This window comes from Sulfitobacter marinus (assembly GCF_900116285.1).
GTDB lineage: Bacteria > Pseudomonadota > Alphaproteobacteria > Rhodobacterales > Rhodobacteraceae > Sulfitobacter > Sulfitobacter marinus.
Genome location: NZ_FPAJ01000001.1, coordinates 85,490 through 110,859, shown reverse-complemented (window position 1 = coordinate 110,859; position 25,370 = coordinate 85,490). Strand labels below are relative to the sequence as shown.

25 protein-coding genes are annotated in these 25,370 nt (G+C 58.5%); 15 read left to right on the top strand and 10 right to left on the bottom strand.

Annotation, left to right across the window (positions count from 1 at the left end; translation table 11 throughout):
* Positions 1-167: 167 nt before the first annotated feature.
* Genes BM347_RS00535 through BM347_RS00525 form a run of 3 tightly spaced genes read left to right on the top strand, consistent with a single transcriptional unit; the run spans position 168 to position 2,025 of the window.
* Positions 168-602, top strand: a complete 435-nt coding sequence (locus tag BM347_RS00535) for a VOC family protein (protein ID WP_093914490.1) — start codon at positions 168-170, stop codon at positions 600-602.
* Positions 569-1,321 carry a DUF1194 domain-containing protein gene (locus tag BM347_RS00530; protein WP_093914489.1) on the top strand — a complete coding sequence of 251 codons (753 nt, stop codon included), beginning with the start codon at positions 569-571 and terminating at the stop codon, positions 1,319-1,321. Before BM347_RS00535 ends, BM347_RS00530 begins: the two co-directional genes overlap by 34 nt.
* Positions 1,318-2,025 (top strand): DUF1194 domain-containing protein, encoded by a 708-nt coding sequence (locus BM347_RS00525; protein ID WP_093914488.1) that lies wholly within the window; start codon positions 1,318-1,320, stop codon positions 2,023-2,025. Before BM347_RS00530 ends, BM347_RS00525 begins: the two co-directional genes overlap by 4 nt.
* Here BM347_RS00525 and BM347_RS00520 read toward each other — a convergent pair.
* From BM347_RS00520 to BM347_RS00505, 4 genes are all read right to left on the bottom strand, one after another.
* Positions 2,022-2,849, bottom strand: coding sequence for a PhzF family phenazine biosynthesis protein (locus BM347_RS00520; RefSeq protein WP_093914487.1), 828 nt, complete (start codon positions 2,847-2,849; stop codon positions 2,022-2,024). The two genes, BM347_RS00525 and BM347_RS00520, sit on opposite strands and share 4 nt — an antisense overlap.
* A gap of 115 nt (positions 2,850-2,964) precedes the next feature.
* Complete coding sequence (locus BM347_RS00515) at positions 2,965-3,465, bottom strand: MarR family winged helix-turn-helix transcriptional regulator (RefSeq protein ID WP_093914486.1); 501 nt, start codon at positions 3,463-3,465, stop codon at positions 2,965-2,967.
* Between the two features lie 113 nt (positions 3,466-3,578).
* Entirely contained in the window at positions 3,579-3,845 is a 267-nt protein-coding gene (locus tag BM347_RS00510; RefSeq protein WP_093914485.1) for a succinate dehydrogenase assembly factor 2, read from the bottom strand.
* Position 3,846: 1 nt separating this feature from the next.
* A complete protein-coding gene (locus BM347_RS00505; protein WP_093914484.1) occupies positions 3,847-4,236 on the bottom strand; it encodes a helix-turn-helix domain-containing protein in 390 nt (129 codons plus the stop codon).
* A gap of 90 nt (positions 4,237-4,326) precedes the next feature.
* On the opposite strand from BM347_RS00505, the gene BM347_RS00500 reads away from it, so the two are divergent.
* Complete coding sequence (locus tag BM347_RS00500; protein WP_093914483.1) at positions 4,327-5,529, top strand: pyridoxal phosphate-dependent aminotransferase; 1,203 nt, start codon at positions 4,327-4,329, stop codon at positions 5,527-5,529.
* A gap of 87 nt (positions 5,530-5,616) precedes the next feature.
* A complete protein-coding gene (locus tag BM347_RS00495) occupies positions 5,617-6,012 on the top strand; it encodes a hypothetical protein (protein ID WP_093914482.1) in 396 nt (131 codons plus the stop codon).
* On the opposite strand, the gene BM347_RS00490 is transcribed toward BM347_RS00495, so the two are convergent.
* The gene (locus tag BM347_RS00490; protein ID WP_093914481.1) at positions 6,009-7,385 is read right to left on the bottom strand and encodes an MATE family efflux transporter; all 1,377 of its coding nucleotides are present in this window, start codon (positions 7,383-7,385) and stop codon (positions 6,009-6,011) included. The genes BM347_RS00495 and BM347_RS00490 overlap by 4 nt on opposite strands.
* A 219-nt stretch (positions 7,386-7,604) precedes the next feature.
* Between BM347_RS00490 and BM347_RS00485 the strand changes: the two genes are divergently transcribed.
* From BM347_RS00485 to BM347_RS00465, 5 genes are all read left to right on the top strand, one after another.
* A complete protein-coding gene (locus tag BM347_RS00485) occupies positions 7,605-8,750 on the top strand; it encodes an alpha/beta hydrolase family protein (protein WP_093914480.1) in 1,146 nt (381 codons plus the stop codon).
* Positions 8,747-9,619 (top strand): alpha/beta fold hydrolase, encoded by an 873-nt coding sequence (locus tag BM347_RS00480; RefSeq protein ID WP_093914479.1) that lies wholly within the window; start codon positions 8,747-8,749, stop codon positions 9,617-9,619. Before BM347_RS00485 ends, BM347_RS00480 begins: the two co-directional genes overlap by 4 nt.
* A 169-nt stretch (positions 9,620-9,788) precedes the next feature.
* Positions 9,789-11,750 (top strand): DNA gyrase/topoisomerase IV subunit B, encoded by a 1,962-nt coding sequence (locus BM347_RS00475; RefSeq protein WP_093914478.1) that lies wholly within the window; start codon positions 9,789-9,791, stop codon positions 11,748-11,750.
* Positions 11,747-12,460, top strand: coding sequence for a hypothetical protein (locus tag BM347_RS00470; RefSeq protein ID WP_093914477.1), 714 nt, complete (start codon positions 11,747-11,749; stop codon positions 12,458-12,460). The genes BM347_RS00475 and BM347_RS00470 overlap by 4 nt, the downstream gene beginning before the upstream one ends.
* 411 nt (positions 12,461-12,871) lie before the next feature.
* Positions 12,872-13,552 carry a hypothetical protein gene (locus BM347_RS00465; RefSeq protein ID WP_093914476.1) on the top strand — a complete coding sequence of 227 codons (681 nt, stop codon included), beginning with the start codon at positions 12,872-12,874 and terminating at the stop codon, positions 13,550-13,552.
* Here BM347_RS00465 and BM347_RS00460 read toward each other — a convergent pair.
* Positions 13,549-13,953: a c-type cytochrome gene (locus BM347_RS00460; protein ID WP_245764144.1), complete on the bottom strand. Its 405-nt coding sequence runs from the start codon at positions 13,951-13,953 to the stop codon at positions 13,549-13,551. The two genes, BM347_RS00465 and BM347_RS00460, sit on opposite strands and share 4 nt — an antisense overlap.
* A gap of 95 nt (positions 13,954-14,048) precedes the next feature.
* On the opposite strand from BM347_RS00460, the gene BM347_RS00455 reads away from it, so the two are divergent.
* Entirely contained in the window at positions 14,049-14,483 is a 435-nt protein-coding gene (locus BM347_RS00455; RefSeq protein WP_093914475.1) for a DMT family transporter, read from the top strand.
* 1 nt (position 14,484) lies between these two features.
* Here the strand turns inward: BM347_RS00455 and BM347_RS00450 are convergent, their stop codons facing one another.
* The 4 genes from BM347_RS00450 to pepT form a co-directional block, all read right to left on the bottom strand.
* On the bottom strand, positions 14,485-15,168 hold the full coding sequence (locus BM347_RS00450; protein WP_093914474.1) for an ABC transporter ATP-binding protein: 684 nt from the start codon (positions 15,166-15,168) through the stop codon (positions 14,485-14,487).
* Positions 15,161-16,408 carry a lipoprotein-releasing ABC transporter permease subunit gene (locus BM347_RS00445; protein WP_093915337.1) on the bottom strand — a complete coding sequence of 416 codons (1,248 nt, stop codon included), beginning with the start codon at positions 16,406-16,408 and terminating at the stop codon, positions 15,161-15,163. Before BM347_RS00445 ends, BM347_RS00450 begins: the two co-directional genes overlap by 8 nt.
* 168 nt (positions 16,409-16,576) lie before the next feature.
* Positions 16,577-17,917: a proline--tRNA ligase gene (proS, locus tag BM347_RS00440; protein ID WP_093914473.1), complete on the bottom strand. Its 1,341-nt coding sequence runs from the start codon at positions 17,915-17,917 to the stop codon at positions 16,577-16,579.
* A 153-nt stretch (positions 17,918-18,070) separates the two neighbouring features.
* The gene (gene pepT / locus BM347_RS00435; RefSeq protein ID WP_093914472.1) at positions 18,071-19,312 is read right to left on the bottom strand and encodes a peptidase T; all 1,242 of its coding nucleotides are present in this window, start codon (positions 19,310-19,312) and stop codon (positions 18,071-18,073) included.
* Positions 19,313-19,545: 233 nt separating this feature from the next.
* Between pepT and BM347_RS00430 the strand changes: the two genes are divergently transcribed.
* The 4 genes from BM347_RS00430 (at position 19,546) to ppx (ending at position 25,335) form a co-directional block, all read left to right on the top strand.
* Entirely contained in the window at positions 19,546-20,625 is a 1,080-nt protein-coding gene (locus BM347_RS00430; RefSeq protein WP_093914471.1) for an AI-2E family transporter, read from the top strand.
* Between the two features lies 1 nt (position 20,626).
* Positions 20,627-21,298 carry a P-loop NTPase family protein gene (locus BM347_RS00425; protein WP_093914470.1) on the top strand — a complete coding sequence of 224 codons (672 nt, stop codon included), beginning with the start codon at positions 20,627-20,629 and terminating at the stop codon, positions 21,296-21,298.
* Between the two features lie 66 nt (positions 21,299-21,364).
* Positions 21,365-23,539, top strand: a complete 2,175-nt coding sequence (locus BM347_RS00420; RefSeq protein ID WP_093914469.1) for an RNA degradosome polyphosphate kinase — start codon at positions 21,365-21,367, stop codon at positions 23,537-23,539.
* 221 nt (positions 23,540-23,760) lie between these two features.
* Positions 23,761-25,335, top strand: coding sequence for an exopolyphosphatase (ppx, locus tag BM347_RS00415; protein WP_175498452.1), 1,575 nt, complete (start codon positions 23,761-23,763; stop codon positions 25,333-25,335).
* The last annotated feature ends 35 nt before the right edge of the window (positions 25,336-25,370 follow it).

The window sequence follows — 25,370 nt, the reverse complement described above, 5'->3', positions numbered from 1 at the left end:
TTCAATATGATGGTAGTTTTTGACACGCGCGGCTTTGCGTCTAAATTCACTGCTAAGGCGAGCCAGACATATTCACCGCCCCCCGTTTTGAGACCGGAAATCCTGGACTGCGACATGGGGCACGATCCCTTTCGCCTTCCACAAAAAGACCAGAAAGAAGGACCCCCATGCCGATCAAATATCTTCACACGATGGTGCGCGTTAAGGATTTGGAAAAATCCATGGCCTTTTACGAATTGCTCGGCCTGCAAGAGCGCCGCCGCATGGACCACGAAGGCGGGCGGTTTACGCTGGTCTATCTCTGCGCGCCCGGTCAGGACGATGGTCATGCGGACCTTGAGCTGACCTATAACTGGGATGGTGACGACGCATTGCCTGATGACAGCCGCCATTTCGGACATCTCGCCTATACGGTCGAGAATATTTATGACACCTGCAAAATGCTGCAAGACAACGGTATCGTGATCAACCGCCCGCCCCGCGACGGGCGCATGGCGTTTATCCGGTCGCCCGACAATATCTCGGTCGAGCTGCTGCAAGAAGGTGATGCGCTGGAACCGGCAGAGCCATGGACAAGCATGGAAAACATCGGCCACTGGTAGGGCCCGTGCGGGCTGCGCTTGCGGTTTGCACGGCGGCGGGTCTTTTGGCCCCCGCCGCTGCGGCAGCGGCGCAGTGCCGTCTGGCCTTGGTCCTTGCCATGGATGTGTCCAGCTCTGTCGATGCGGCAGAGGACCGGTTGCAGCGCGGCGGCATGGCGTCGGCGCTGGTGTCAGACGCCGTGGCGCAGGCGTTTTTCGCCAGCGATCTGCCTGTGGCATTGGCGGTTTACGAATGGTCGGGGCGCTACAATCAGCAACTAATCCTGGATTGGACGTCAATTGACACGCAGGCCGATTTGCTGAGCGCCGCGGAGACCGTCGCCCGCAGCACACGCAGCCACAATGATTTCCCCACGGCGATGGGCTATGGGTTGGGCTATGGCGCGGGTCTGTTGGACCGCGCACCGCGCTGTTTGTACAAGATGCTGGATATAGCCGGAGATGGCCAGAACAACGAAGGCTTCGGACCGCATCACGCGTATGATGCGTTTCCCTTTGAGGGGGTCACCGTGAACGGGTTGGTGGTGAATGCCGCCGACTACGAGGCCGAAGTCGGATTGATCGCCTTTTACCGGTCCGAGGTGTTGCACGGGCCGGGCGCGTTTTTGGTCGTGGCCAACGGGTTCGAGGATTACGAGCGCGCCATGCGGATCAAGCTGGAACGCGAGCTTACACCCCCCGCGATTGGCATGCTGTCCGCACCGGTGGACGCGGGATGATACGTGCACTGGCCTGTGTTCTGGCGCTTGCGCTTGGCGGGGCGGCCGATGCGGCTTGCCGTCAGGCGCTGGCGCTTGGGTTGGATGTATCAGGTTCCGTCGATGCGCGGGAATACCGGTTGCAGATCAACGGACTGGCGGCAGCACTGGACAATATCGCGGTGCGCGATGCGCTGCTATCGTCGCCCGGCGTGCCGGTGTCGGTCATGGTTTATGAATGGAGCGGCCCATCTGATCAGGCGGTGATCGCGCCATGGGCTGTGATCGAGAATGCCGCGACTTTGAACGGATTGATCGAGACGTTGTTACAAACCACCCGGCGTGACGTATCGCCGGGGACAGCCTTGGGTACCGCGATAACCCTGGGCGCGCACTATCTGGATCAGCAGCCCGGATGCTGGAAACGCACCTTGGATATCTCGGGCGACGGGATGTCGAACCTTGGCCCGCGTCCCCGCGATGTGAAAGACGCGATTGGCGCGCGGGGTATCACGGTGAATGCGCTGGTGATCGGGGCAGATGCCACCGTGGCGGACCCATCTGAGAGCAACGCGCTGCCCTCGTACTTCAGGGCCGAGGTGATCACCGGCCCCGATGCATTCGTAGAGACAGCATTGGGTTTTGAAGATTATGAGGCCGCAATGACCCGCAAACTGCTGCGCGAGCTGGAGGTGCTGGCAGTGTCAGAGTTGGTGGCCGACTAGATTTCACGCACCTCGCCCGACACACGGATCGACGCCCCTTTTTCATCGGGGATTTCAGCGGTGATGATGGATTTCACCCCCATGTCCTCGCCTTGGATGATGGTGATTTTGCCGCCATGCGGCCATGAGATATCGCGCAGATACCCTGAAAACGCAGCGGCGGCGGCACCGGTTGCGGGGTCTTCAAGCACACCGCCAGAGGCAAACGCATTGCGCGCGTGGAACAGCTGATCGTTTTCGATCCAGACCAGCATGATTGTGACAAGGCCATGTTCCCGCATTAGATCGCGCCCGGCATCCAGATCATAGGACATTGCCGCCAGCCTATCGCGGCTGTTCAGGGCAAGGATAAGATGCGTAGCCCCTGCCCCTGCAAAACGGGGGGCGATGCGGGGGTCCAGATCGTCGGGGACAAGCCCCAGCAGGGCAAGTGCTCCGGCGGTTAAGTCCGGGGCGGCGGGGTTGCTATGCGTGGCGGGGGATTGCAGCGCCGCGCGCATCTGGCCGTTTTCGCTGTGCCCTTCGACGGTGATGGTCGTATCGTTCAGAACCAGCGTGTAGACGCCATTGTCATGCTGGGCCGCAAGTGCCGCGCCCAAGGCCACGGTGGCATGGCCGCAAAAGGGGACTTCACTTTCCGGGGCGAAATAGCGGACGCGCCATGCATCATCTTGCGGACTGGCAAAGGCGGTTTCGGAATAGCCAAGATCGGCGGCAATCTGGCGCATTTGATTGTCCGAAGGAAGCTGCGGCGCAATCATGACGCCTGCGGGGTTGCCACCTTTGTTGTCGGTGGAAAAGGAGGCGAGACGAAGTAGTTGCATAGTATGATCCCAGAATGAATGACGGGATCATGGTGTCGTGAATATGTCGGGGAGACCAGAGATATGTCCCCAATCGGTCATGACGATTTGATCGCTATCACCGCACAATAATTGATCAGTAGATGTATCTGATCTGATCGGACCAATAGCGTTCGACCCGCTTTAGCGAATGGGTGATGTCTTCGATCCCTTCAGGGCCCAACACGCCCTTGCTTTCCAACCCAAGAGCATGGCGTGCAAACAACTCAGATACGATGGTACTGATATTGCGCCCTTTTTCGGTAAGACGCACGCGCACCGACCGGCGATCAATCTCGCACCGCTGATGGTGCATATAGCCCATATCAACCAGTTTTTTCAGGTTATAGCTGACGTTGCTGCCCTGATAATATCCGCGGGTTTTCAACTCTCCGGCGGTGACCTCGTTGTCGCCAATGTTGAACAGCAACAACGCCTGTACGGCATTAATCTCAAGCGCGCCCACCCGTTCGAATTCGTCTTTGATCACATCAAGCAACAGCCGGTGCAATCGTTCCACAAGGCTGAGCGCCTCGAGATAACCCACCATGAACCCTTTTTGGGATCCCGGTAGGGTGATTGGGTCTTGGACACTCATAATTTTTCTCCGACAAAAAATGCTATGTCGGAAACTCAACAAAAAAGAGAAATATATCGTTAAACCAGTTACATGCTTATTTCGAATGCAAATTAAACGCTTAACCCATCGGCCTAAAGTGGGTTATCCGCAATATGCGTCTGGATATCGGCGATCAAGGCTGCGAACTCCGCGGGGGGCTGCTTTTGCCCGGTAACCCATTGATATAGATCATGATCATTCTCGGCCAACATGTCATCATACAGCGCAAGCGCGGTATCATCCATGTTTTCCAGGCGGGTGGACGCATAGGACGGCAGGATCAAATCCATCTCTTTGATCCCGCGGCGCATGGATCGCATGTGCAGACGCTTCACCTTGTGTTCGCGCGGTTCAGCCATGTTATGACTCCCGCAGCGATTTACGCAGGCGCTTTTCGAGGCGGCCCAGCTGCTCTGCCCGTTTAAGCATAGAGGCGCGCAGATCGCGCAATTCATTCAGCACATCCATGGCGCTTTCATCTGCAGAGGGGCCTTCCTCAGGAGCGTCAAGGCCTTCGCCTTCGCCGTTGATCAGCCACATCATCGACACGCCCAGAACCCCAGCCAAAGTGGCCAGACGGTTCGCGCGCGGCTCTGACAGATCGTCCTCCCAGCCGCGCAGGGTCGATTGTTTCACGCCCAGCCGTTTGGCCAAGGCCGCCTGTGTCATTTGGGCATTTTCACGTGCCGCAGCGACGCGATCCCCAAAGGTGGCCACGTCCGGGCCATACCAATCTTCGTTCTCGGTCATTGGTTCTCTCCTGTATGGCACCGTTGTTGCTTGATCGGTGCGGGGGTCAGCCGTATGAGTGTCACGCACACATATCAAACTGAGGCCGAAATGGAACTGCTGTCCAAGACACTTGCCCGCGTAAAACCGTCCCCCACCATTGCTGTGACCCAAAAAGCGGCCGAGCTGAAGGCCGCAGGGCGCGATGTGATCGGTCTGGGTGCCGGTGAACCGGATTTTGACACGCCCACCAATATCCAAGAGGCAGGGATTGCCGCGATCAAGGCGGGCAAAACGAAATATACGGCAGTCGATGGTATCCCTGAGCTAAAGCAAGCGATTTGCGAAAAGTTCAAGCGCGACAACGGGTTGGACTATGTTCCGGCACAAGTCAGCGTGGGCACAGGCGGTAAGCAGGTGTTGTACAACGCGCTGATGGCAACGTTGAACCCCGGCGAAGAGGTGGTGATTCCCGCGCCCTATTGGGTCAGCTATCCCGATATGGTTTTGCTGGCTGGTGGGGAACCTGTCATCGCGCCTGCCACCCTTGAGAATGATTTCAAGCTGACGCCCGAGGCGCTTGAGGCCGCGATCACGCCCAAGACCAAGTGGTTCATTTTCAACTCGCCCTCGAACCCCACCGGTGCGGGCTATGGCTGGGACGAGCTGAAGGCCCTGACCGATGTGTTGATGCGCCACCCTCATGTCTGGGTGCTGACCGATGATATGTACGAACATCTGGCCTATGACGACTTCAAATTCTGCACCCCCGCGCAGGTGGAACCGGCCTTGTATGACCGCACCTTGACCATGAACGGTGTGTCCAAGGCCTATGCCATGACCGGCTGGCGGATCGGCTATGCCGCTGGACCCGAAAAGCTGATCGCGGCGATGCGGAAGATTCAGTCGCAATCGACGTCGAACCCCTGCTCTATCAGCCAATGGGCCGCAGTCGAGGCGTTGAACGGTCCGCAGGATTTCATCCCCCAGAACAACAAAATGTTTGTCCGCCGCCGCGATCTGGTGGTGGATATGCTGAACGACATCGACGGCATGATCTGCCCCAAGCCAGAGGGCGCGTTTTATGTCTATCCGTCGATCAAGGGGCTGATCGGCAAGACATCAGCGGCTGGCACCAAGATCACCGATGACGAGGTGTTCGCGACTGCGCTGCTGGAAGAAACCGGCGTGGCGGTGGTGTTTGGCGCGGCATTTGGGCTTAGTCCGAACTTCCGCATCAGCTATGCCACCTCGGATGACGCGCTCAAGGAAGCATGCACACGGATACAAGGGTTTTGCGCGGGGCTGACATAAGCCCGGCCTGCCCTGCCCCAAAGGTATTCATTTATTAGCCATTCACAAGCTATGGCTGCGCCAAGGCCAGACAAAAGGACCACCGAGATGACCAGCGAGTTGCCAGAGTATTATTTCCGCGTCCGGGAAAACGGGGCCGCGGTTTTTCGGATTGATACCGCGAACCGTCAGCGCCGCATTGAAATGGATCAGATCGCCGTCGCAAACATCCGCAACGGCGATATCAAACCGCAGGGCGATCGGGAACTGTCGGATGATGATATCAAGCATATCCGGGCGTGGATGAAAGAACGTACCGCGTTGCTCGCTCGGCGCGATATGGATGACATCCACCGCGCCATTGATCACTTGAACCTGACCACGCAATGGGTGCAGTCCAAGGCCAGTGATGAGCAGCTGGAAGAGGTCACCGATGCGCTGCTTCTGGCCATGCATGATCTGCGCAGCACTTTGGTACGCAAGAAATCCTCCCGCTTGCCCTAGGCGGGCAACGGCGCGCTGCCCTTGCGCAGGCCCCGCATGGCAGGGCCCCAGAACCGCAGGTTCAGCAAGATCGCGGCCACCCCCAGCCCAACAACCAGCCCTAGCCAGACGCCAATGCCGTCCAGCCCAAGGGTAAAGCCCAGCAGATAGGATGCGGGGATGCCCACCACCCAATAGCTTATGCCGGCAAGGATCATCGGTATCTTGGTATCTTGCACCCCGCGCAGCAGGCCAAGCGCCACGGCCTGCGCACCATCGACAAGCTGGAACAGCGCCGCCATCGCCAAAAGCCCGGTACCGACGGCCAGTATTTGCGCCCGCGCCGGTTCTGATTTCTGCATGAACAGATTGATCAGTGGTTCTGGCCACGCAACAAAGGCGACGATTGTCAGGGCGGCAATACAGATCGACATCGTCGTGCCGGTGATCGCCCCCTTGGCCAGGTGTTCTGGATCGCGGCGACCGTAAGCATTGCCTGCGCGGATTGTGGCGACGTTGCTGATGCCCAGATGCACCATGAAGGTCATGGATGCCAGCTGCAGCGCGATCCCATGCGCGGCCAGGGCCACCGTGCCAAGCCAGCCCATCATCACTGCAGAGGCGGCGAACAGGCCGACCTCGCTTAGCCCGGTAAAGCCGATGGGCAGGCCCAGACGGAACACCCGCGCAAGCATATCCCAATCGGGCCGCCACAGACGTACGAAAATCTGATGCTCTGGCAGTGCCTTGAGGACATAGATAACCACCGCAAGCAAGGCGACAGAGTTAGACGCAAGCGACGCGATTGCGGCACCGCGAATGCCCAGTTCCGGCGCGCCCCAATTGCCAAAGATAAAGGCGTAATTGGCCAGAACATTGGCGATGGCAGACAGGATGGTGATCCAGAAAACCACTTGGGTCCGCTCCAGCGCGGCCAGATAGCTTTTGAGAACCATCACCAGCAACGCAGGGATAATACCCCATCCGGCAATCGCCAGATATTGGCCGACCATTTCGGCCAGCGCCGGTTCCTGCCCCATCAGCGCCATCACGGGACGTGACCAGATCATCAACGGCAGGGATAAACAAGCAAAGCCCAGCGACAGCCACAGCCCCATGCGGGTGGCGCGGCGCAGGCTGGTTTCATCGCCTTCGGCCTCGAACGCGGCGACCATGGGCATCACGCCCCAAGCAAAGCCAGAGCCGAAAATCAGCAGAACAAAGAAATATGTGCTGGCAAGGGTGACGGCGGCCAGCGCCTCAACGCTGTACCAACCCATCATGACCGTGTCGGTCACACCGATGGCCACCTGTCCCAGATGGCCGCCAACCAACGGCAACCCCATCACCGTAATTGCGCGAACGTGGCCAATATATGTCATGTTTGAACTCATGCTTGATGACATAGGCCAGCAATCACCCAAGGGAAAGAGATTCTAATCAGGCACGCATGCGTGGGCCCGCATCAAAGCACCACAACCCAAAGGCCGCGGCGCGGCACTTAAAAACCTGTTGCCTTGGACCGTTTTCACTACACTCCCCTGCTTTGCTTTCCCAAGAGCGCTTGTCACAGTATTCCCGTCGTAGTAGTGGGTTTACCTAAAGGGAGCGCCGTGCATAACCGTATTGATATCGTGCGCCCTGATGCGCCCAGTCTAGCGGCGCGCGGGCAACATCCGGTCGGGGTCACAACTCACGAGATTACCGTCTATGCAGGCCGCGCATTAACGACGGAAATCTGGTATCCCGCACATCCCGATACAGAGTCCGGCATCGACTACCACACATTGATCCGCGATGGGGTCACACCGACTGTTCTGCACGGTTCTGCTAGCCGCAACGCCGAACCCGCCCAAGGGATTGCGCCGCTGGTCGTCATCTCGCACGGCTATCCGGGCAATCGGTATCTTCTCGCACATCTAGCCGAAAGCCTTGCCGCCAAGGGATATGTTGTGGCGGCCCCTGATCATGCAGGCAGCACCTATGAGGATCAGCAGCCTTTTGACGTCACCTTGGCCCACCGGCCCCTGGATCAGCGCGGTGTGATTGATGGGATGGCACAGCTGGGCGGTGATCTGGGTGCATTGGTCAATTGCGAAAAGGTCGGGCTGATCGGCTATTCGATGGGCGGCTATGGCGCTTTGATCTTTGGCGGTGCCGGATTGGCTCCAACAGCCCTGAACCATACCCGCGCGGGCGAAGATAATATGTTGGCCCGGCATCTGGCTGGATCAGATACCCATGCCGCCCTGCGCGACCCGCGGTTAAAAGCAATTATACCAATCGGGCCTTGGGGCAACGGGCAAAACATGTGGGATGCGGACTGTCTGGCGCAGTTGGACACCCCCATGTTCATGATGGCCGGAACATCTGACGAGGTATCAAACTACCGCGCGATGCGCCGCATCTTTGAAGGGGCAAGCGCAGATCGCTATCTGCTAAGCTTTCAGGGTGCTGGTCATAATGCCGCCGCGCCCATTCCGGCCCCTGCCGAAAGCTGGTCCATGTCTGATGTGTTGGGCTGGTCCCCGTTTTTTCACTATGCCGATCCGGTTTGGGATACGTTGCGCATGAACAACGTTGCCCAGCATTTTGCCGCCGCGTTTCTGGGTCTCCATTTACGCGGCGAGGATATGCTGCATTATCTCGATGGCACCATTTGGCGCGGCTTTGATCCCGGTACCTCGGCTGGTCTTGTGCTCGAATATATGCCAGCCACGCAACGCAACATTACCTTTGGGGGAGGGCACATCGGATGACAGCCGATTGGACAGAAACAGTGACGCTGAACGGGCATCCTTTCTTTGTGCGCCATTGGGGCGACAAGAACGCGCCGAAACTGTTAATGCTGCACGGGTTTCCCGAATATTCAGGAGCGTGGAATGATGTGGCCCCCTTGCTGGCCACACGGTTCCACTGCATCGCCCCGGACCAACGCGGTTATGGCCAAAGCTGGCGTCCGGCTGAGGTCGAACATTACAAAACGGCGCAGCTGGTGTCGGACATGGCCGCGCTGATCGGCGATGAGCCGGTGATCCTGCTGGGTCATGACTGGGGCGCATCGGTGGCTTATGCGCTGACCATCGGACGGCCCGAACTGGTGTCGAAACTGATCATTATGAACGGCGTCCATCCGGCTCCGTTCCAGCGCGAACTTGCCAAAGGCGGGCCGCAAACCGACGCGTCACAATACATCCACTTCCTGCGCCGCGAAGGATCACAGGACATTCTGGCCGCCGATGATTTTGCCAAGCTGATGGGACTATTTTCGGCGCATATGGATATGAGCTGGCTAGAGGGCGACACCTTGGCCGGCTACAAAGCCGCATGGCGGGATGCATCTGGCCTGCGCGGGATGGTCAACTGGTACCGCGCCTCACCGCTCAAGATCGGCCAAACCGGCGAGGCGATCAACGATGCGCTGACCTTTAATCCGGCGCGGTTACAAGTGCGCTGCCCGCATCTGTTGGTCTGGGGCGAGGACGACACCGCGCTGATGCCCGCATCGACCCAAGGGCTTGAGGACTATGCCCCCGACCTGACCCGCGTTGCGATCAAGGGCGCGGACCACTGGCTGCACCACCAAAAACCGCGCGAGGTTGCAGACGCGATTTTGAACTGGCTATGAAACGGGGTGTGAACGACACCACCCTTCCGTCCGCGTCGCACCCGCCCATCAAAACCTGCGCCACAGCGCTGGAAAACGCCTACGTGCGACGTCATCCGCCCTTCCCCCGCCCTACGTGCTCTGGCATAATAGGACCCTAACAAAAGCAACAGACAGGCAGGCCCCCCTTATGTCCGATCTTCTTTCCGGTACGCAGCCCGCGGCCAAAGAATATGACGCATCATCCATCGAGGTGTTGGAGGACATGGAGCACGTCCGCCTGCGCCCGGGTATGTATATCGGGGGCAAGGACGACCGCGCACTGCATCACATGGTTGCCGAGATCATCGATAACTCCATGGACGAAGCGGTTGCAGGGCATGCCACCTGGATCGAGCTGGAATTGCATGAGAACGGTCATGTCACCGTGCGCGACAACGGGCGCGGTATTCCTATTGATCCACACCCCAAAGACCCGAGCAAATCCGCGCTTGAGATCATCTTTTGCACCCTGAACGCGGGCGGCAAATTCTCGGGCGATTCGTACGAAACATCGGGCGGCTTGCACGGTGTTGGGTCATCCGTGGTCAACGCCCTGTCCGACCATCTGCGGGTCGAAGTTGCGCGCAACCGCGAACTGTTTGCGATGGAATTTTCGCGCGGCAGGCCGCAAGGACCTCTGGCCAAAATCGGGGCTGCCCCGAACCGCCGCGGCACCGCAGTCACCTTTCACCCCGATGCCGAAATCTTTGGCGCGCTGAAACTGAAACCTGCGCGGCTGTTTGCGATGGCGCGGTCCAAGGCGTATCTGTTCTCGGGCGTTGAAATCCGCTGGAAATGCGGCCAATCCGATGGCGACACCCCTGCTGAAGCAACGTTCCATTTCCCCGGCGGCCTGTCCGATTATCTGAACGAAACCCTAAGCGGATCAACCACCTATGCCGAGGCCCCCTTTGGCGGCACCGTAGATTTCCGCGAAAAATTCAACACCCCCGGCAAGGTCGAATGGGCGATCAACTGGACCCCGTCACGCGACGGGTTCATCCAGTCCTACTGTAACACCATCCCCACACCCGAGGGCGGTACCCACGAGGCCGGTTTCTGGTCTGCGATCCTGAAAGGCGTCAAAGCCTACGGCGAATTGGTCGGCAATAAAAAGGCCGGCACCATCACCCGCGACGACCTGATCACGGGCGGCTGCGCGCTGGTGTCCTGCTTTATCCGCGAGCCTGAATTCGTCGGCCAAACCAAAGACCGGCTGGCCACAGTGGATGCGCAGCGCATGGTCGAAAACGCCGTGCGCGACCACTTTGACAACTGGCTGGCGGCGGATACGAAATCCGCCGGTGCGATCCTTGATTTCCTTATCCTGCGCGCCGAGGAACGCCTCCGCCGCCGTCAGGAAAAAGAAACCGCCCGCAAGACCGCCACGAAAAAGCTGCGCCTGCCCGGCAAGCTGACCGATTGTACCTCCAAAACCCGCGAAGGCACCGAGCTGTTCATCGTGGAGGGGGACTCCGCCGGTGGGTCCGGCAAAGGTGCCCGCAACAGGGTCAACCAAGCGCTGCTGCCGCTGAAAGGTAAGATCCTGAACGTGCTGGGCGCGGCCTCTGGCAAGCTGAACACCAACGCCGAGATCAACGATCTATGCGAAGCGCTTGGCGTCGGGATGGGGACCAAGTTCAATCTGGACGATCTGCGCTATGATAAAATCATCATCATGACCGACGCGGATGTCGACGGGGCGCATATCGCGTCCCTGCTGATGACATTCTTCTTTACCCAAATGCGCCCGATGATCGACGCAGGGCATTTGTACCTCGCCTGCCCGCCGCTCTACCGTCTGACCCAAGGGGCCAAACGCGTCTATGTGGCGGATGACATCGAAAAAGACATGTGGCTGGAGAAAGGTCTGGGTGGCAAAGGCAAGATCGACCTGCAACGGTTCAAAGGCCTGGGCGAGATGGACGCCAAGGATTTGAAAGAAACCACCATGGACCCCACCACCCGCAAACTGATCCGCGTGACCGTGCAGGAAGACACCCCCGGAGAGACCGGCGATCTGGTGGAACGTCTGATGGGTAAAAAGCCCGAACTGCGCTATCAGTATATTCAGGATAACGCGCAGTTTGTGGAGGAGTTGGATGTTTGAGTGACAAAGAACAACATATTTTAGCCAAGCGGGGACTGGCAGCGACTTGGATCTATTTGATCATTCTTATTGGCGGCGTTCCGCTACTAGGAACTCTTGGCGCGATTGAAATTAAGCCAATCTCGTTGAACGAACTTGGGGATTTACTTGCTGGGGCGTTTGGGCCGCTCGCAATTTTCTGGATTGTCCTTGGCTTTTTTCAACAGGGACGGGAATTACAAAATAGTGTAGCGACTCTTGAATTGCAGGCAAAGGAGCTTGCCAACTCCGTGACCCAGCAGAAAGAGCTAGTTTCGGTCACACGTGAGACCCTAGAACAAGAACGGCAAGTACTTAGTTTAAAGGAAAATCAACGGAAAAAGGCTCTGCAGCCAACGCTTCAGATTAGTTTTCAAAACGGCGGTTCTTACGGTCAAAATAGCTTCGTTCACGATCTCAGAATTGTAAATACCGGTGAAAGTGTATCAAATTTTTCAGCAAACTTAGTTTCTGGGACTGAGAAGATTTGCTCTATTTCAGCCGTCCATTTCAAAAATGATGGTGCTCTTGATAGCCGCCATTATGGCAAGATCGAGAAATTCGACGGAATCTTGGATCTAGTGATTGAATACACCGATAGGGATGGTGAAATAACGGGTCAACTTTACGGTATTGAATATGTGGAGCAAAGTGATCGCGCGAAGTATGTCATCACCTTACGAGAAACCTGAATATATTATTAAATAGAACTCATTAGTGACCGCAAATTTTTGAGTGCTGAATCAAATAATACCACGTCGACACGACGACACCCCACAAACCACATCCCTGACCGTATCCCATGCGCCTTTGGCGCATAGCCCCTTCCCTTCCCCCCATGGGGAAGGGGCTTCGACGGAACAGAGGTTGGGGAATGTACGTCGTTACATCCAATAATTATCCGGTTTGTGGGGGATGGGGCTTTGGTGGGTTGCACCCACCCTACGTAGGGTGGGTGATAACCCACGCGTAACCGACCTCACCGCACACGACCCACGCGTCCCCAACCTCCACGCACACACCCACCGCGCGCCCCGCGCACCTCCCCCATCACCGCGAAAATTCCCCTTGATCGTCCCGCGGCTTTCACCCACGGTTTGGGCATGAAACGCGCGCTGATCCTTGTCCTGCTCCTTGCCTCTTGCGGGCGTCCGTTGACGGTGAATGAACGCGCATTTGCGCAGACCATCACGGGCGATACGCTGAATGTCGCGCGGGTGCGGCTGCATGACGGGGCCCCGTCCAAGGCCGTTACCATGACCCGCAAGGCGCGGCCCCGCACCACCTGTCGCGAGCGCATTTTGCCCCCTGAAAAAGTGGGCGAGGTGATCACGACCAAGCCCGCCGCGATGGCTGCGTTCAACACGGTGCTCTTCGACAAGGATTGGTATCTGGACGATTATCTGCCCGATTATCCCGACCAGATCAGCCTGATCGAGGCGATGGTGTTCAGCCACGAGCTGACCCATGTGTGGCAATGGCAAAACCGCGCGACGACGGGCTATTCCCCGCTGCGCGCGGCGTTTGAACATGGCGGGATGGCCGACCCCTATCTGTTTGATCTCACGGCAAAACCGCAGTTCCATGACTTTGGTTTTGAACAACAAGGGGCCATCGTCGAGGAATTCGTCTGTTGCCGGGCGCTCGCCCCGCAGGCGTCGCGGACCAAGCGGTTACATGCGCTGATCTCGCAGGTGATGCCGGTCGCCCCCCTGCCCCAAAGCCGCGCCTATGCGGTGCGGATGCCGTGGAATGGGGTCGAACTACGCGGGATTTGCGACTAGCGCTGGATGCTTTCAAGATAGACCAGCAGCCCGGCCAGCACGCGCGGTGTCGGGGTCCATGCGCCGTCCAGCTCGACCGGCACCAGATCCAGCGCCATTTCCTTGCCAAAGTCGGGCATGACGCGAGTCAGGTGGTTTTCCTGCGGATCGCCATAGATATAGGCCAGCGTTTTGGTTTGCGGGAACCGGCCATCATTGTTGCGCGACAGCAGCGTCAGATCGGGCGGCGTGGTGGTCAGGTTCCCGGCCAAGGGGCCATCGCCGCGTGCGGATGTGCCGTGGCAAGCAGTACAGTTGTCAGCAAAAAACGCAGCCCCCTCGGGCCGTTCCGGCATGCCGGTTTCAACGCAGGCCGCAAGGGCGAGCGGGCCGAACATACACGAGATCAGGGGCAGACGCATTTTTGTTTCCTTTTATTGCTGGGACTAAACCTTGCCGTTCACCTGATGCTTTGCCATGATCTGTGTCAATTGGATAGAATAAATTGAGAGCTCCCATGGCCCACTATGCGATCATTATGCTTTTGGCCGGGGTCGGCATTCCAATTCTTGCAGGGTTGAACGCGGCCTTGGGCGCGCGTATCGGATCGCCAGCCGCGGCGGCCACGGTGCTGTTTATCGTGGCTTTCGGGGCCAGTCTGATCGTCGCGCTCGTTCACAATCCGCAAGGGTTTGCCAAGATGCCCGCAGCGCCCCGTCATCTGTTTCTGGCCGGGCTGTTCGTCGCGTTTTACGTGCTATCGATCACGTTTATCGCGCCGCATTTTGGCGTCGGCAATGCGGTGTTCTTTGTCTTGCTTGGCCAGTTGATCAGCGCCGCGGCGATTGATCATTTCGGGCTGTTCGGCGCGCAGGTGTCGCCCTTGGGGGCTGCGCGCATGGGGGGCATTGCGCTGATGTGTGCCGGCGTCTGGCTGACCCAGCAGGCATAGCCTACAGCGGCACCAACTGCCCCGCATCCAGCCGTATCTGACGGTCCATCCGTGCAGCCAGTTCAAGGTTATGGGTCGCGATCACCGCAGACAGCCCCGTGCCGCGCACCAGTTCCATCAACGCCGCAAAGACCTGATCCGATGTGGCCGGGTCCAGATTGCCCGTGGGTTCATCCGCCAGCAAAAGGCGCGGTTCATTGGCCAGCGCACGGCAAAACGCGACGCGCTGCTGTTCACCGCCCGACAATTCAGCGGGGCGATGGCTGGCGCGATGTGCGATGCCCACCTGATCCAGCAAGTGCAGCGCGCGGGTCTGGGCGGCAGCCTTGCTGACGCCATTGGCCAGTTGCGGCAACACGATGTTCTCGACGGCTGAAAACTCGGGCAGCAGATGGTGGAACTGATAGATGAACCCCACATCGCGCCGCCGCACGCCCGTGCGTTTGCGATCGGACTGGCCCGTCATATCTGTGCCCGCGATTTCAACCGTGCCACTGTCCGGCGTGTCCAGCAGCCCCGCGATATGCAGCAAGGTCGATTTACCTGCACCAGATGGCGCGACCAAGGCCACGACCTCGCCCGGGGCGACGGTCAGGTCTATGCCGCGCAAAACCGATACTTCGGATGGAAGACCGGCGTTATAGGCCTTGGAAATGCCCGACAGGCGCAACACGGGATCATTCATAGCGCAGTGCCTCGACCGGGTTCATCCGCGCGGCACGGCGTGCGGGAAAGATTGTCACGATGAACGACAGGCCCAACGACAGGACCACGGCCGACATCACATCGCCAAATTGCAGCTTGGCCGGCAGGAAATAAATGCCGCGCACTGATGCGTCCCATGCAGTTCCGCCTGACAGCCAGTTCACCACGCCAAAGATTTGGTCGACGTACAGTGCGAATAAACAGCCAAGGATCACGCCCATGGCGGTGCCAATGATGCCGGTAAACGCGCCACAGATGAAAAACACCCGCAGGATCGATCCCTCGCTTAGGCCCATGGTGCGCAAAATGCCAATGTCGCGGCCCTTGTTTTTCACCAACATGATCAGACCTGAGACAATGTTCATCGCGGCAATCAGCACAAGGATGCTCAGGATCACGAACATCACGCGGTCTTCGATATCCAGCGCATCCAGAAACGACCCAGACGCGTCGCGCCATGTCCAGACCATCGCACGTTCGCCAGCGGCGGCCATCAAGGGCTGGCTTAGGGCGTCAACGTTATCGGGGTCCTCGACCATGACTTCCAGCTCGTCCGCCACCCCTTCGCGGTTAAAGAACGACTGCGCCTCGGTCAGGGGCAGATAGGCGCGGGTGCGGTCGATGTCATAGCGTCCGGCGCTAAAGATATAGACGACGTCATAGGCGTTGATCCGCGGGCTGGTCCCAAGGGCGGTTTTCACCCCGTTGGGCGAGATAATCTTGATCCGGTCGCCAAGCCCGACCCGCAGCGCCTGCGCCACGCCAGACCCGATGGCGATGCCCTGATCGAAATTCGCCAGATCGCCCTGCGCCGTTTCAGGGTTGGCGATACGCGGACGGTTCGCCAGATTAGCACCATCAATGCCATAGACCTCGATCCCGGTGTTGGCCTGTCCCTTGTTGGCCATCACCTGCCCGCGCACCAAGGGGGCCACATGGGTCACACCGGGCACCTGTGCCACCCGCGCCGCCATGTCGGTGTAATCGGGTATTCCGGTCTGGCTGACACCGTTTTCATCAACCGTAGCCAAATTATAAACGGTCACATGGGCATTCGCGCCCAGAATGGTGCCCACGAATTCCGCCCGAAATCCGGACCGTACGGAAAGCGTGGCAATCAGCGCGAACACCGCCAAGGTAATCCCGATCAGGCTAATCCATGTCATGACACTGACGCCGCCCTCGGCCCGGCGGGCGCGCAGGTACCGCCATGCGATCATCCATTCAAACGGGGCAAAGGGCGCGGTGGTCTGGGCAGGTTTCGCCATCAAAGGGCTCCGGTCAGATAGGTCGCAGGCAACCTGCTGGTTTGCGCACGACGGGTCAAGCGGTGAAGGGGCGGCAGCATTCCGCGCCGCCGCCTGCATTCATTTAGCCGGAACGTTGCCTTAGGCAATCGCGCGATAGATCGCTGCGACCTTTTCGACGGCCGCTTCTGGTGTCATCTCTTCGCTTTCGCCGGTCTTGCGCGAGGTCAGCTCGACAACACCGTTCTTCAATCCGCGCGGGCCGACCGTGATCCGCCACGGCAAACCGATCAAATCCATCGTCGCGAATTTGCCACCCGCACGCTCATTCCGGTCGTCATAGAGCGGATCAAGCCCCAAGGCGGTGATGCTGTCATAGAGCGCCTGACAGGCTGCGTCGGCCTCTTCGTCGCCTTGTTTGAGGTTCACGATCCCCACATGGAACGGTGTGACACCTTCGGGCCAGATGATGCCCTTGTCGTCATGGCTGGCCTCGATGATCGCGCCCAGCAAACGGCTGACACCAATACCGTGGCTACCCATATGGACCGGTGTCGATTTGCCATCGGGACCTTGCACCGTCGCGCCCATGGCCTCCGAATATTTGGTGCCAAAATAGAATATCTGCCCCACTTCAATGCCGCGCGCGGTACGCTGACGGTCTGCAGGGACTTGCGCAAACAGATCGGCGTCATGGGTTTCGTCGGTGCGGGCATAGCGCGAGGTGAATTCTTCCAGCACGGCCTGACACTGATCGACCGAATCAAAATCAATCTCGCGGTCGCCGAATTTCAGATCGGTGATCTCGCTGTCATAGAACACTTCCGACTCGCCCGTGTCGGCCAGCACCAAAAACTCATGGGTATCGTCACCGCCAATAGGCCCGGAATCCGCACGCATCGGGATCGCTTGCAGGCCCATCCGCTCATAGCTGCGCAGATAGCTGACCAGATGCCGGTTATAGGCATGCAGCGCGTCTTCCTTGGTCAAATCAAAGTTATAGCCGTCCTTCATCAAAAACTCGCGGCCACGCATCACACCGAAACGCGGGCGGATCTCATCTCGGAACTTCCACTGGATGTGATACAGCGTCAGCGGCAAATCCTTGTAAGACCCGACATGGCTGCGGAAAATATCCGTGATCATCTCTTCGTTGGTGGGACCATAGAGCATATCACGGTCCTGACGGTCCTTAATGCGCAGCATTTCGGGGCCGTAGGCGTCATAGCGTCCGGATTCCTTCCACAGATCGGCAGGCTGCAAGGTCGGCATCAACATCGGAATATGCCCAGCGCGCTGCTGCTCTTCATGCACGATATTTTCAATCTTGCGCAGCACCTTAAAGCCCAGCGGTAACCACGAATAAATCCCGGCAGCTGATTGCTTGATCATGCCCGCCCGCAACATCAACCGGTGGCTGACAATTTGCGCCTCGGACGGGTTTTCCTTGAGCACGGGCAGAAAATAACGGGACAGACGCATGATGATCCTCTCAAACTGGCTTCGGCCCTGATTATGCCAAAGCCATCAGGGAAACAATCACCAACACCGCCCCGCTTCTCTGGCTCTTAAATATCCCGGGGTTTGGGGCAGAGCCCCAATCGAACCCATGCCACACGCACCGCCCCTAAACCGTCAGCCCGGCACCGCCCGCTTGGCCAGTTCCAGCGCCACCCGCAAGGCCTTGGCCATATCCTGAACCGATATCCATTCAAGCGGCCCATGAATTTCCTGCATTCCGGTAAAAATATTGGGGCATGGCAGGCCCATCTCGGTCAAACGCGACCCGTCTGTGCCACCCCGAATGGGGATCGATACCGGCTCCATCCCTGCCGCGCGCACCGCATCATGGGCCAGCGTCACCGGCGTCATGTCATTTTCCAACCAATAGCGCATATTACGATACTGCGGCATGATCTCGCAGGTGATCTGCGCGCGCGGCTCCGTCGCCTGAACCGTTTCACATACCTGTTGCAGCAATGCGCCCTTCTTGGCCAATCCCTCCCGCTCAAAATCGCGCAGGATAAACTTGATCTCCGCCTCCGATGATCCGCCCTTGATGGTTGAGGCGTGAATAAACCCCTCAAGCCCATCGGTCGTTTCAGGTGTCATGGTAACATGCGGCAGGGTCATCAGGATCTTGGCCGCCAGATGTAATGCGTTCACCATCTTGTCCTTGGCCCAACCCGGATGCGCCGAAACACCTGTTACAGTCACCACCGCCGCATCCGCCGAAAACGTCTCGAACTCAACCTCACCCGGTTTCGATCCGTCAAAGGTATAGGCAAAGTCGCAAGCCATATCGGCAGGCAAACGCGCATCGACACCCCGACCGATTTCCTCGTCAGGGGTAAAGGCCAGCCTGATCTTGCCGTGGGCCACTTCAGGGTTTTCCAACAGATGCCGCGCGGCGGTCATGATAATCGCCACACCCGCCTTATCGTCGCCGCCCAGCAATGTCGTGCCACTGGCCGTGATGATATCGTCGCCCTGCTTCTCAGCCAGAAAGGGTGAATTTTCCGGTGAAAGCTTTAACTCTGGCGCGTCTGCAAAGGTGATATCGCCGCCGTTATACCCCCGATGCACGACCGGCTTGACCCCGGTTGCATTAAATTGCGGTGCGGTATCCACATGGGCGCACCACCCCATAACAGGCGCACCATCGACCGTGGCGGGCACCGTGGCCAGAACCACGCCATAATCGGTCAGTTCAACATCAGCCGCCCCCATTGTCTCCAGCTCTTCCATCAGCAAACGCGACATATCCAACTGCCTCTCGGTGCTGGGACTGGTCGGACTGGTCTCATCACTTTGGCTGTCGATCGCAGCATAGCGCACCAGACGCTGTTCAAGTTCACGGTCAAAATCACTACGCATATCAGGTCTCCTTCTTGGCCACAGTGGCAATGGCCATCGCCCTGTTGTCAAGCCGCACAAAGCAAGAGCCACCGACCCAGCGCAACCTTCAATTTCCAAATGGTCTTAAATCCCCGCCGGAGGCCCTACATCCGCCAAATGCGCCCATGATTTAGTGCTCACACGCCGCTCAGCCCTTGAAAATCCGGTACCAGTGCGCAATGTCAACATGGAACGCGTTTCGGAGGTTGCCCATGGCACTGCCTATCAGAGATCAATTGAAATACTGGGGGATTGCGGGCGCAGTCGCCCTTGTGATCCTTTGGTTCACCGGGGATATCCTGCTGCCCTTTTTGATCGGCGCCGCGATTGCGTATTTCCTTGACCCTGTTGCGGACCGGCTTGAAAGCTTGGGCCTTAGCCGCGCCATGGCCACCGCAGTCATCACGTTATTCGCGCTCTTGATCTTTGTCGTGATGGCCCTTTTGGTGGTGCCGACCTTGGTCAGTCAAGCGATCAATCTGATCGAAGTCGCGCCAGAGCTGACCCGCAATTTCACCGATTTCTTAACGGACCGCTTCCCGACGCTCTTGGTCGAGGGATCAACCCTGCGCACATCAATCACAGGCATTGGCGCGACAATCCAGGAACGCGGCGGAGAGTTGCTGAACACCGCTCTGGCCTCGGCTGCGTCATTGTTGAACATCCTGCTCTTGTTCGTGATCGTCCCTGTTGTAGCCGTTTATCTGCTTCTCGACTGGGACCGCATGGTCGCGCAAATTGACAGCCTGCTGCCCCGTGACCACGCGCCAGTCATCCGCCGTCTGGCCCGCGAGATTGACAAAACCCTTGCCAGCTTTATCCGCGGTATGGGAACTGTCTGCCTGATCTTGGGCACCTACTACGCCATCGCGCTGATGTTGGTCGGGTTGCAATTCGGCCTTGTCGTCGGGTTCATCGCAGGGCTGGTCACCTTTATCCCCTATCTTGGCGCGGCACTGGGCGGCGTGCTGGCCATCGGCCTGGCCCTGTTCCAATTCTGGGGCGACTGGATATCGATCGGTTTGGTCGCAGCAATCTTCGTTCTGGGGCAAATGCTCGAAGGGAACTTCCTGACGCCAAAACTGGTCGGGAATTCCGTTGGTTTGCACCCTGTTTGGCTGATCCTTGCATTGTCCGTCTTTGGCTCCCTGTTCGGCTTTGTGGGCATGCTGGCTGCGGTGCCAATCGCTGCGGCCCTTGGGGTCATCGCGCGCTTTGCAACCGAGCAATATCGTGAAAGCGTCCTGTATAAGGGCGTTGATCAAACCACCTTGGACGAACGGGCCGACTGATATGGCAAAACAGCTTGGCCTTGCACTTCCCAGTCGCACCGCACTGGGGCGCGACGATTTCTTTGTTGCCCCGTCGAACGCGATTGCGGCGGCGATGATTGACGGCTGGCAAGGCTGGGCGGGCCATAAACTCGCGCTGACCGGCCCCGCCGGATCGGGCAAAACCCACCTGACCCATGTGTGGGCCGCCATGTCAGGGGCGCAGATCATCAGCGCCGCAGATCTGCCCGATGCCGATATCCCCCAATTGGCGCAAAGCTGTATCGCCGTCGAAGACGTGCCCGCCATCGCGGGCAATACAGCTGCCGAAACGGCCCTGTTCCACCTTCACAATCTGGTTCTGGCCGATGGGCACAGCCTGTTGATGACAGGCACGCCCCCTGTCGCTGGTTGGAACCTGACCCTACCGGATCTGACCAGCCGCATGGGTGCCGCAGGTTCGGCCGCACTTGAGGCCCCCGATGACATGCTGCTGACGGCCGTGCTGGCCAAGCTTTTGGCAGACCGTCAACTGACGCCGAAACCCGATTTGATCCCCTATCTGCTGCCCCGCATGGACCGGTCCTTTGCCGCCGCAGGCGATCTGGTTGCTGCCCTTGACGCAGCCAGCCTTGCGCAGAAAAAGCCTGTGACCCGTACGCTTGCCGCACAAGTGCTGGACAATCGCGCCTAACCCGCGCGATACTCGCACCACTTTCCGTGTCATAATTCTGTTGTAATCCAACGCCATAAGGCCGCTATGAACCAAGCTGACTTTCTAAAAGCCGCCTTCCCCGACCCTGAAACCCTGCCCGAACTGGATATGTCTGGCCCGGGCCGTTTCTATAACCGTGAACTCAGCTGGCTGGGTTTCAATTGGCGTGTGCTGGAAGAGGCGCAGAACCCTCGGGTCCCGTTGCTCGAACGCCTGCGGTTCCTGTCGATTTCCGCCAACAATCTAGACGAGTTTTACACCGTCCGCGTGGCGGGTCTGCGCGAATTGGCCCAAGCGGGCAACACAACTCCCGCCGCCGATGGCCTGTCCCCTGCCGAACAGTTGGTGTTGATCAATGAGAACGCCCGCAAGCTGATGCTGACCCAGCAAAGCACGCTGGTAGATCTGATTGCCGAAATGGACGCGCAAAACATCATGCTCGAACGCGCCGCCGATCTGGACAATGCCGATCTGGCCCATCTCGAAGATGTGTTTCTAAATCAGGTATTTGCGGTCCTGTCCCCATTGGCCATTGACCCTGCACACCCCTTTCCTTTCATCCCCAACACCGGCTACGCGCTGGCGCTGCAACTGGAACGGACAGCGGATAAACGCCCCCTACAGGCGCTGCTGCCGATCCCGGCCAAGATCGATCGCTTCGTCGCACTCCCCGCGCCAGAAGGTTGCCAGAGGTTCCTGCCCCTCGAAGACTTGTTGGTGCTGAATGTCCCGGGCCTGTTCCCCGGCTACAAACTGAAAGACCACTTTGAGTTCCGCGTCTTGCGTGACAGCGATCTCGAGGTCGAGGACGAAGCCGAAGATCTGGTACGAGAATTCGAGGTTGCGCTAAAACGTCGTCGCCGCGGCGAGGTGGTGCGCCTCACCCACTCCTCGGGTGCACCTGAAAAGCTGAAAAACGTGGTCATGGCCGAACTCGGTGTGCGCCCCCAAGACGTCATAGAAATCGACGGGATGATCGGGGTTGCTGACCTGTCCGAACTGGTCATCGACAGTCGGCCCGATTTGCTATGGCCGCAGTTTACCTCACGCGTGCCGGAACGGGTCACTGACCATGATGGCGATATGTTCGCCGCGATCCGCTCCAAAGATATGCTGCTGCACCACCCCTATGAAACCTTCGATATGGTGGTGCGCTTCCTGACCCAGGCCGCACGCGATCCCAATGTGGTGGCGATCAAACAAACGCTTTACCGCACCTCACGCGACAGCCCCATCGTCGAAGCACTGTGCGAAGCCGCCGAAGACGGTAAATCCGTCACCGCACTGGTCGAGCTCAAGGCCCGCTTTGACGAGGCCGCAAATATCCGCCAATCGCGCAGGCTCGAACGGGCCGGCGCCCATGTGGTTTACGGCTTTATAGATCTGAAAACACACGCAAAAATCTCGACAGTGGTGCGCCGCGAAGGCGATCAACTGGTGACCTACACACACTACGGTACCGGAAACTACCACCCGATTACGGCGCGCATTTATACCGACCTTTCGCTGTTCACCTGCGATCAAAAGCTGGGGCGCGACGCCACTAAAGTGTTCAACTACCTGTCCGGCTATGCCCAGCCCGAGACCTTGGATAATCTGGCGATCTCACCGATTACCCTAAAGCCCCGCCTGCTCGATATGATCGCCGCAGAGGCAAAACATGCCGCCGCCGGTAAACCCGCCGAGATTTGGGCCAAGATGAACTCCATCGTGGATGCCGATGTGATCGACGCGCTTTATGCCGCCTCGCAGGCGGGCGTTAAAATCAGCCTCGTCGTGCGCGGTATTTGCAGCCTGCGCCCCGGCATCAAAGGTCTGTCCGAAAACATCCGCGTCAAATCCATCGTCGGACGGTTTCTGGAACATTCGCGCATCGTGTGCTTTGGCAATGGCCACGGCCTGCCCCATAAAAAGGCCCGCGTTTTCATGTCCTCCGCCGACTGGATGGGCCGCAACCTGACCCGCCGCGTCGAAACGCTGGTTGAAATCGAAAACCCCACCGTCAAGGCACAGATCACCAGCCAGATTATGGCGGCAAATCTTGCGGATGTGGCCCAAAGCTGGGTCATGTCCGCCGATGGGAGCTTTACCCGCCCGCCCCTGCAAGAAGGCGTATTCGCATTCAACTGCCACCGCTTCTTCATGGAAAACCCGTCGCTTTCCGGGCGCGGCAGTGCCGGTGCCTCGGACGTGCCCAAACTGACCCATACCGAAGACTGATCCCCTTTTCATTTTGCCAAATAAACTCTCGCCGAAGGCGCAGCTTTCCTCCCCGATCCCGTCTGCGGCCATATGGGGCTCACGCCTCCCCCACGCGCCAAAATGTCACGAGGGCCGCAGGCCCTCTCCTTTTTACAACAGGCCCCGCACCGTTAACAATTGACCTCCCCCCCACAACTGGGCCAATTTGGACATGAACCAAAGCCCCCGCAGGAGCATTTGTGGCAGATACGCTAGACACCAATCCGCCCTCCCTTGTCCCTGAAACCGGCGTGGCCGATCTGGGGCTTTTCGGAAAACCACTGTTCCAAGATCCCTCAGCCCGCGCGTTGGCCAAGGTGGGCGTGGTCGACGTCGGGTCAAACTCTGTCCGCTTGGTGGTGTTTGACGGGGCTGCACGATCGCCCGCGTATTTCTACAATGAAAAAATCATGTGCGCCTTGGGTGCTGGCATGGCGGAAACCGGTCATCTGTCGCCACAGGGGCGCGCGCGCGCTTTGTCAGCGATGAAACGGTTCAGGAAACTTGCCGATGGCATGCAACTGGCTGAACTGACCGTCGTGGCCACGGCCGCTGTACGCGATGCCTCCGACGGCCGCGCCTTTTGTGACGAGGTCGAACGCGAAACAGGCTTGAAAATCTGGGTCATCGATGGCGAGGAAGAAGCACGGCTTTCGGCGCAAGGTGTTCTTTTGGGCTGGCCGGGGGCCTACGGTCTCGTCTGCGACATCGGTGGCTCGTCGATGGAGCTGGCGGAAATTTCCGCTGGCCGCGTGGGCAAGCGGGTTACATCCGCGCTTGGGCCGCTGAAACTGCGCGATATCAAAGGCGGTGCCAAGGCACGGCAGGGACATATCAAAGAGGTCATGCAAGGCTTGGCCGAAAAAATGGGCGCGCAACGTGACCGTCTGTTTCTGGTCGGTGGATCATGGCGGGCGATTGCGCGCATCGATATGATGCGGCGCGGCTATCCGCTGCATGTGCTTCACGAATACCGCATGACGGCCAAGTCCGTACGCGATACAGTCAAATACATCAAGAATAACGACCTCGAAGAGCTGCGCCAGATTAGCGGCGTTTCCTCAAGCCGGATGGCACTGGTGCCCTTTGCCGCCGAGGTTCTGTCGCGCTTGGTTAAAACCTTCAAGCCCAAAGACATCGCCATTTCCAGCTATGGTATCCGCGAGGGGATGCTGTACGAGCAGATGCCCCAACGGCTGCGCGACCGCGACCCACTGATCGAGGCCTGCCGCTTTGCCGAGGCCAAAGACGCCCGCATGCCCGGCTTTGGCAAGGTGCTCTATGATTTCATTCAACCGCTCTATAAATCTGCCCCGCCACAGCGCAAACGCTTGGTCAAGGCGGCCTGTTTGCTCCATGATGTCAGCTGGCGTGCGCATCCCGATTACCGTGCCGAGGTCTGTTTCGACAACGCCACCCGCGCCAATCTGGGCGGGCTAAAACATTCCGAGCGGATATTTTTAGGCCTTGCCCTACTCCACCGCTATTCCAACAAACGCGAAAATACCCGCTTTGAAGATCTCTATGAGATGGTCGATGAAAAGACACGGGTTGAGGCTGAAATTCTCGGTAAGGCCATGCGCTTTGGCGCGATGCTGTGGATGAACAAGGACGAAGACCGCGGCACATTGCGTTGGTATCCCAAGAAGAAACAGCTTGAGCTGTGGCTAACCAATGACATGCTACCGCTGTTTGGCGAGGTCGCCGAGGCGCGCCTGAACTCCCTTGCCGCCTCTCTGGGTGCCGAGGTTCAGCTTAAGACGGTCAAGTCCTAGGTAGCAAGCACACCGCGCGGCGAGGTGATTGGGCC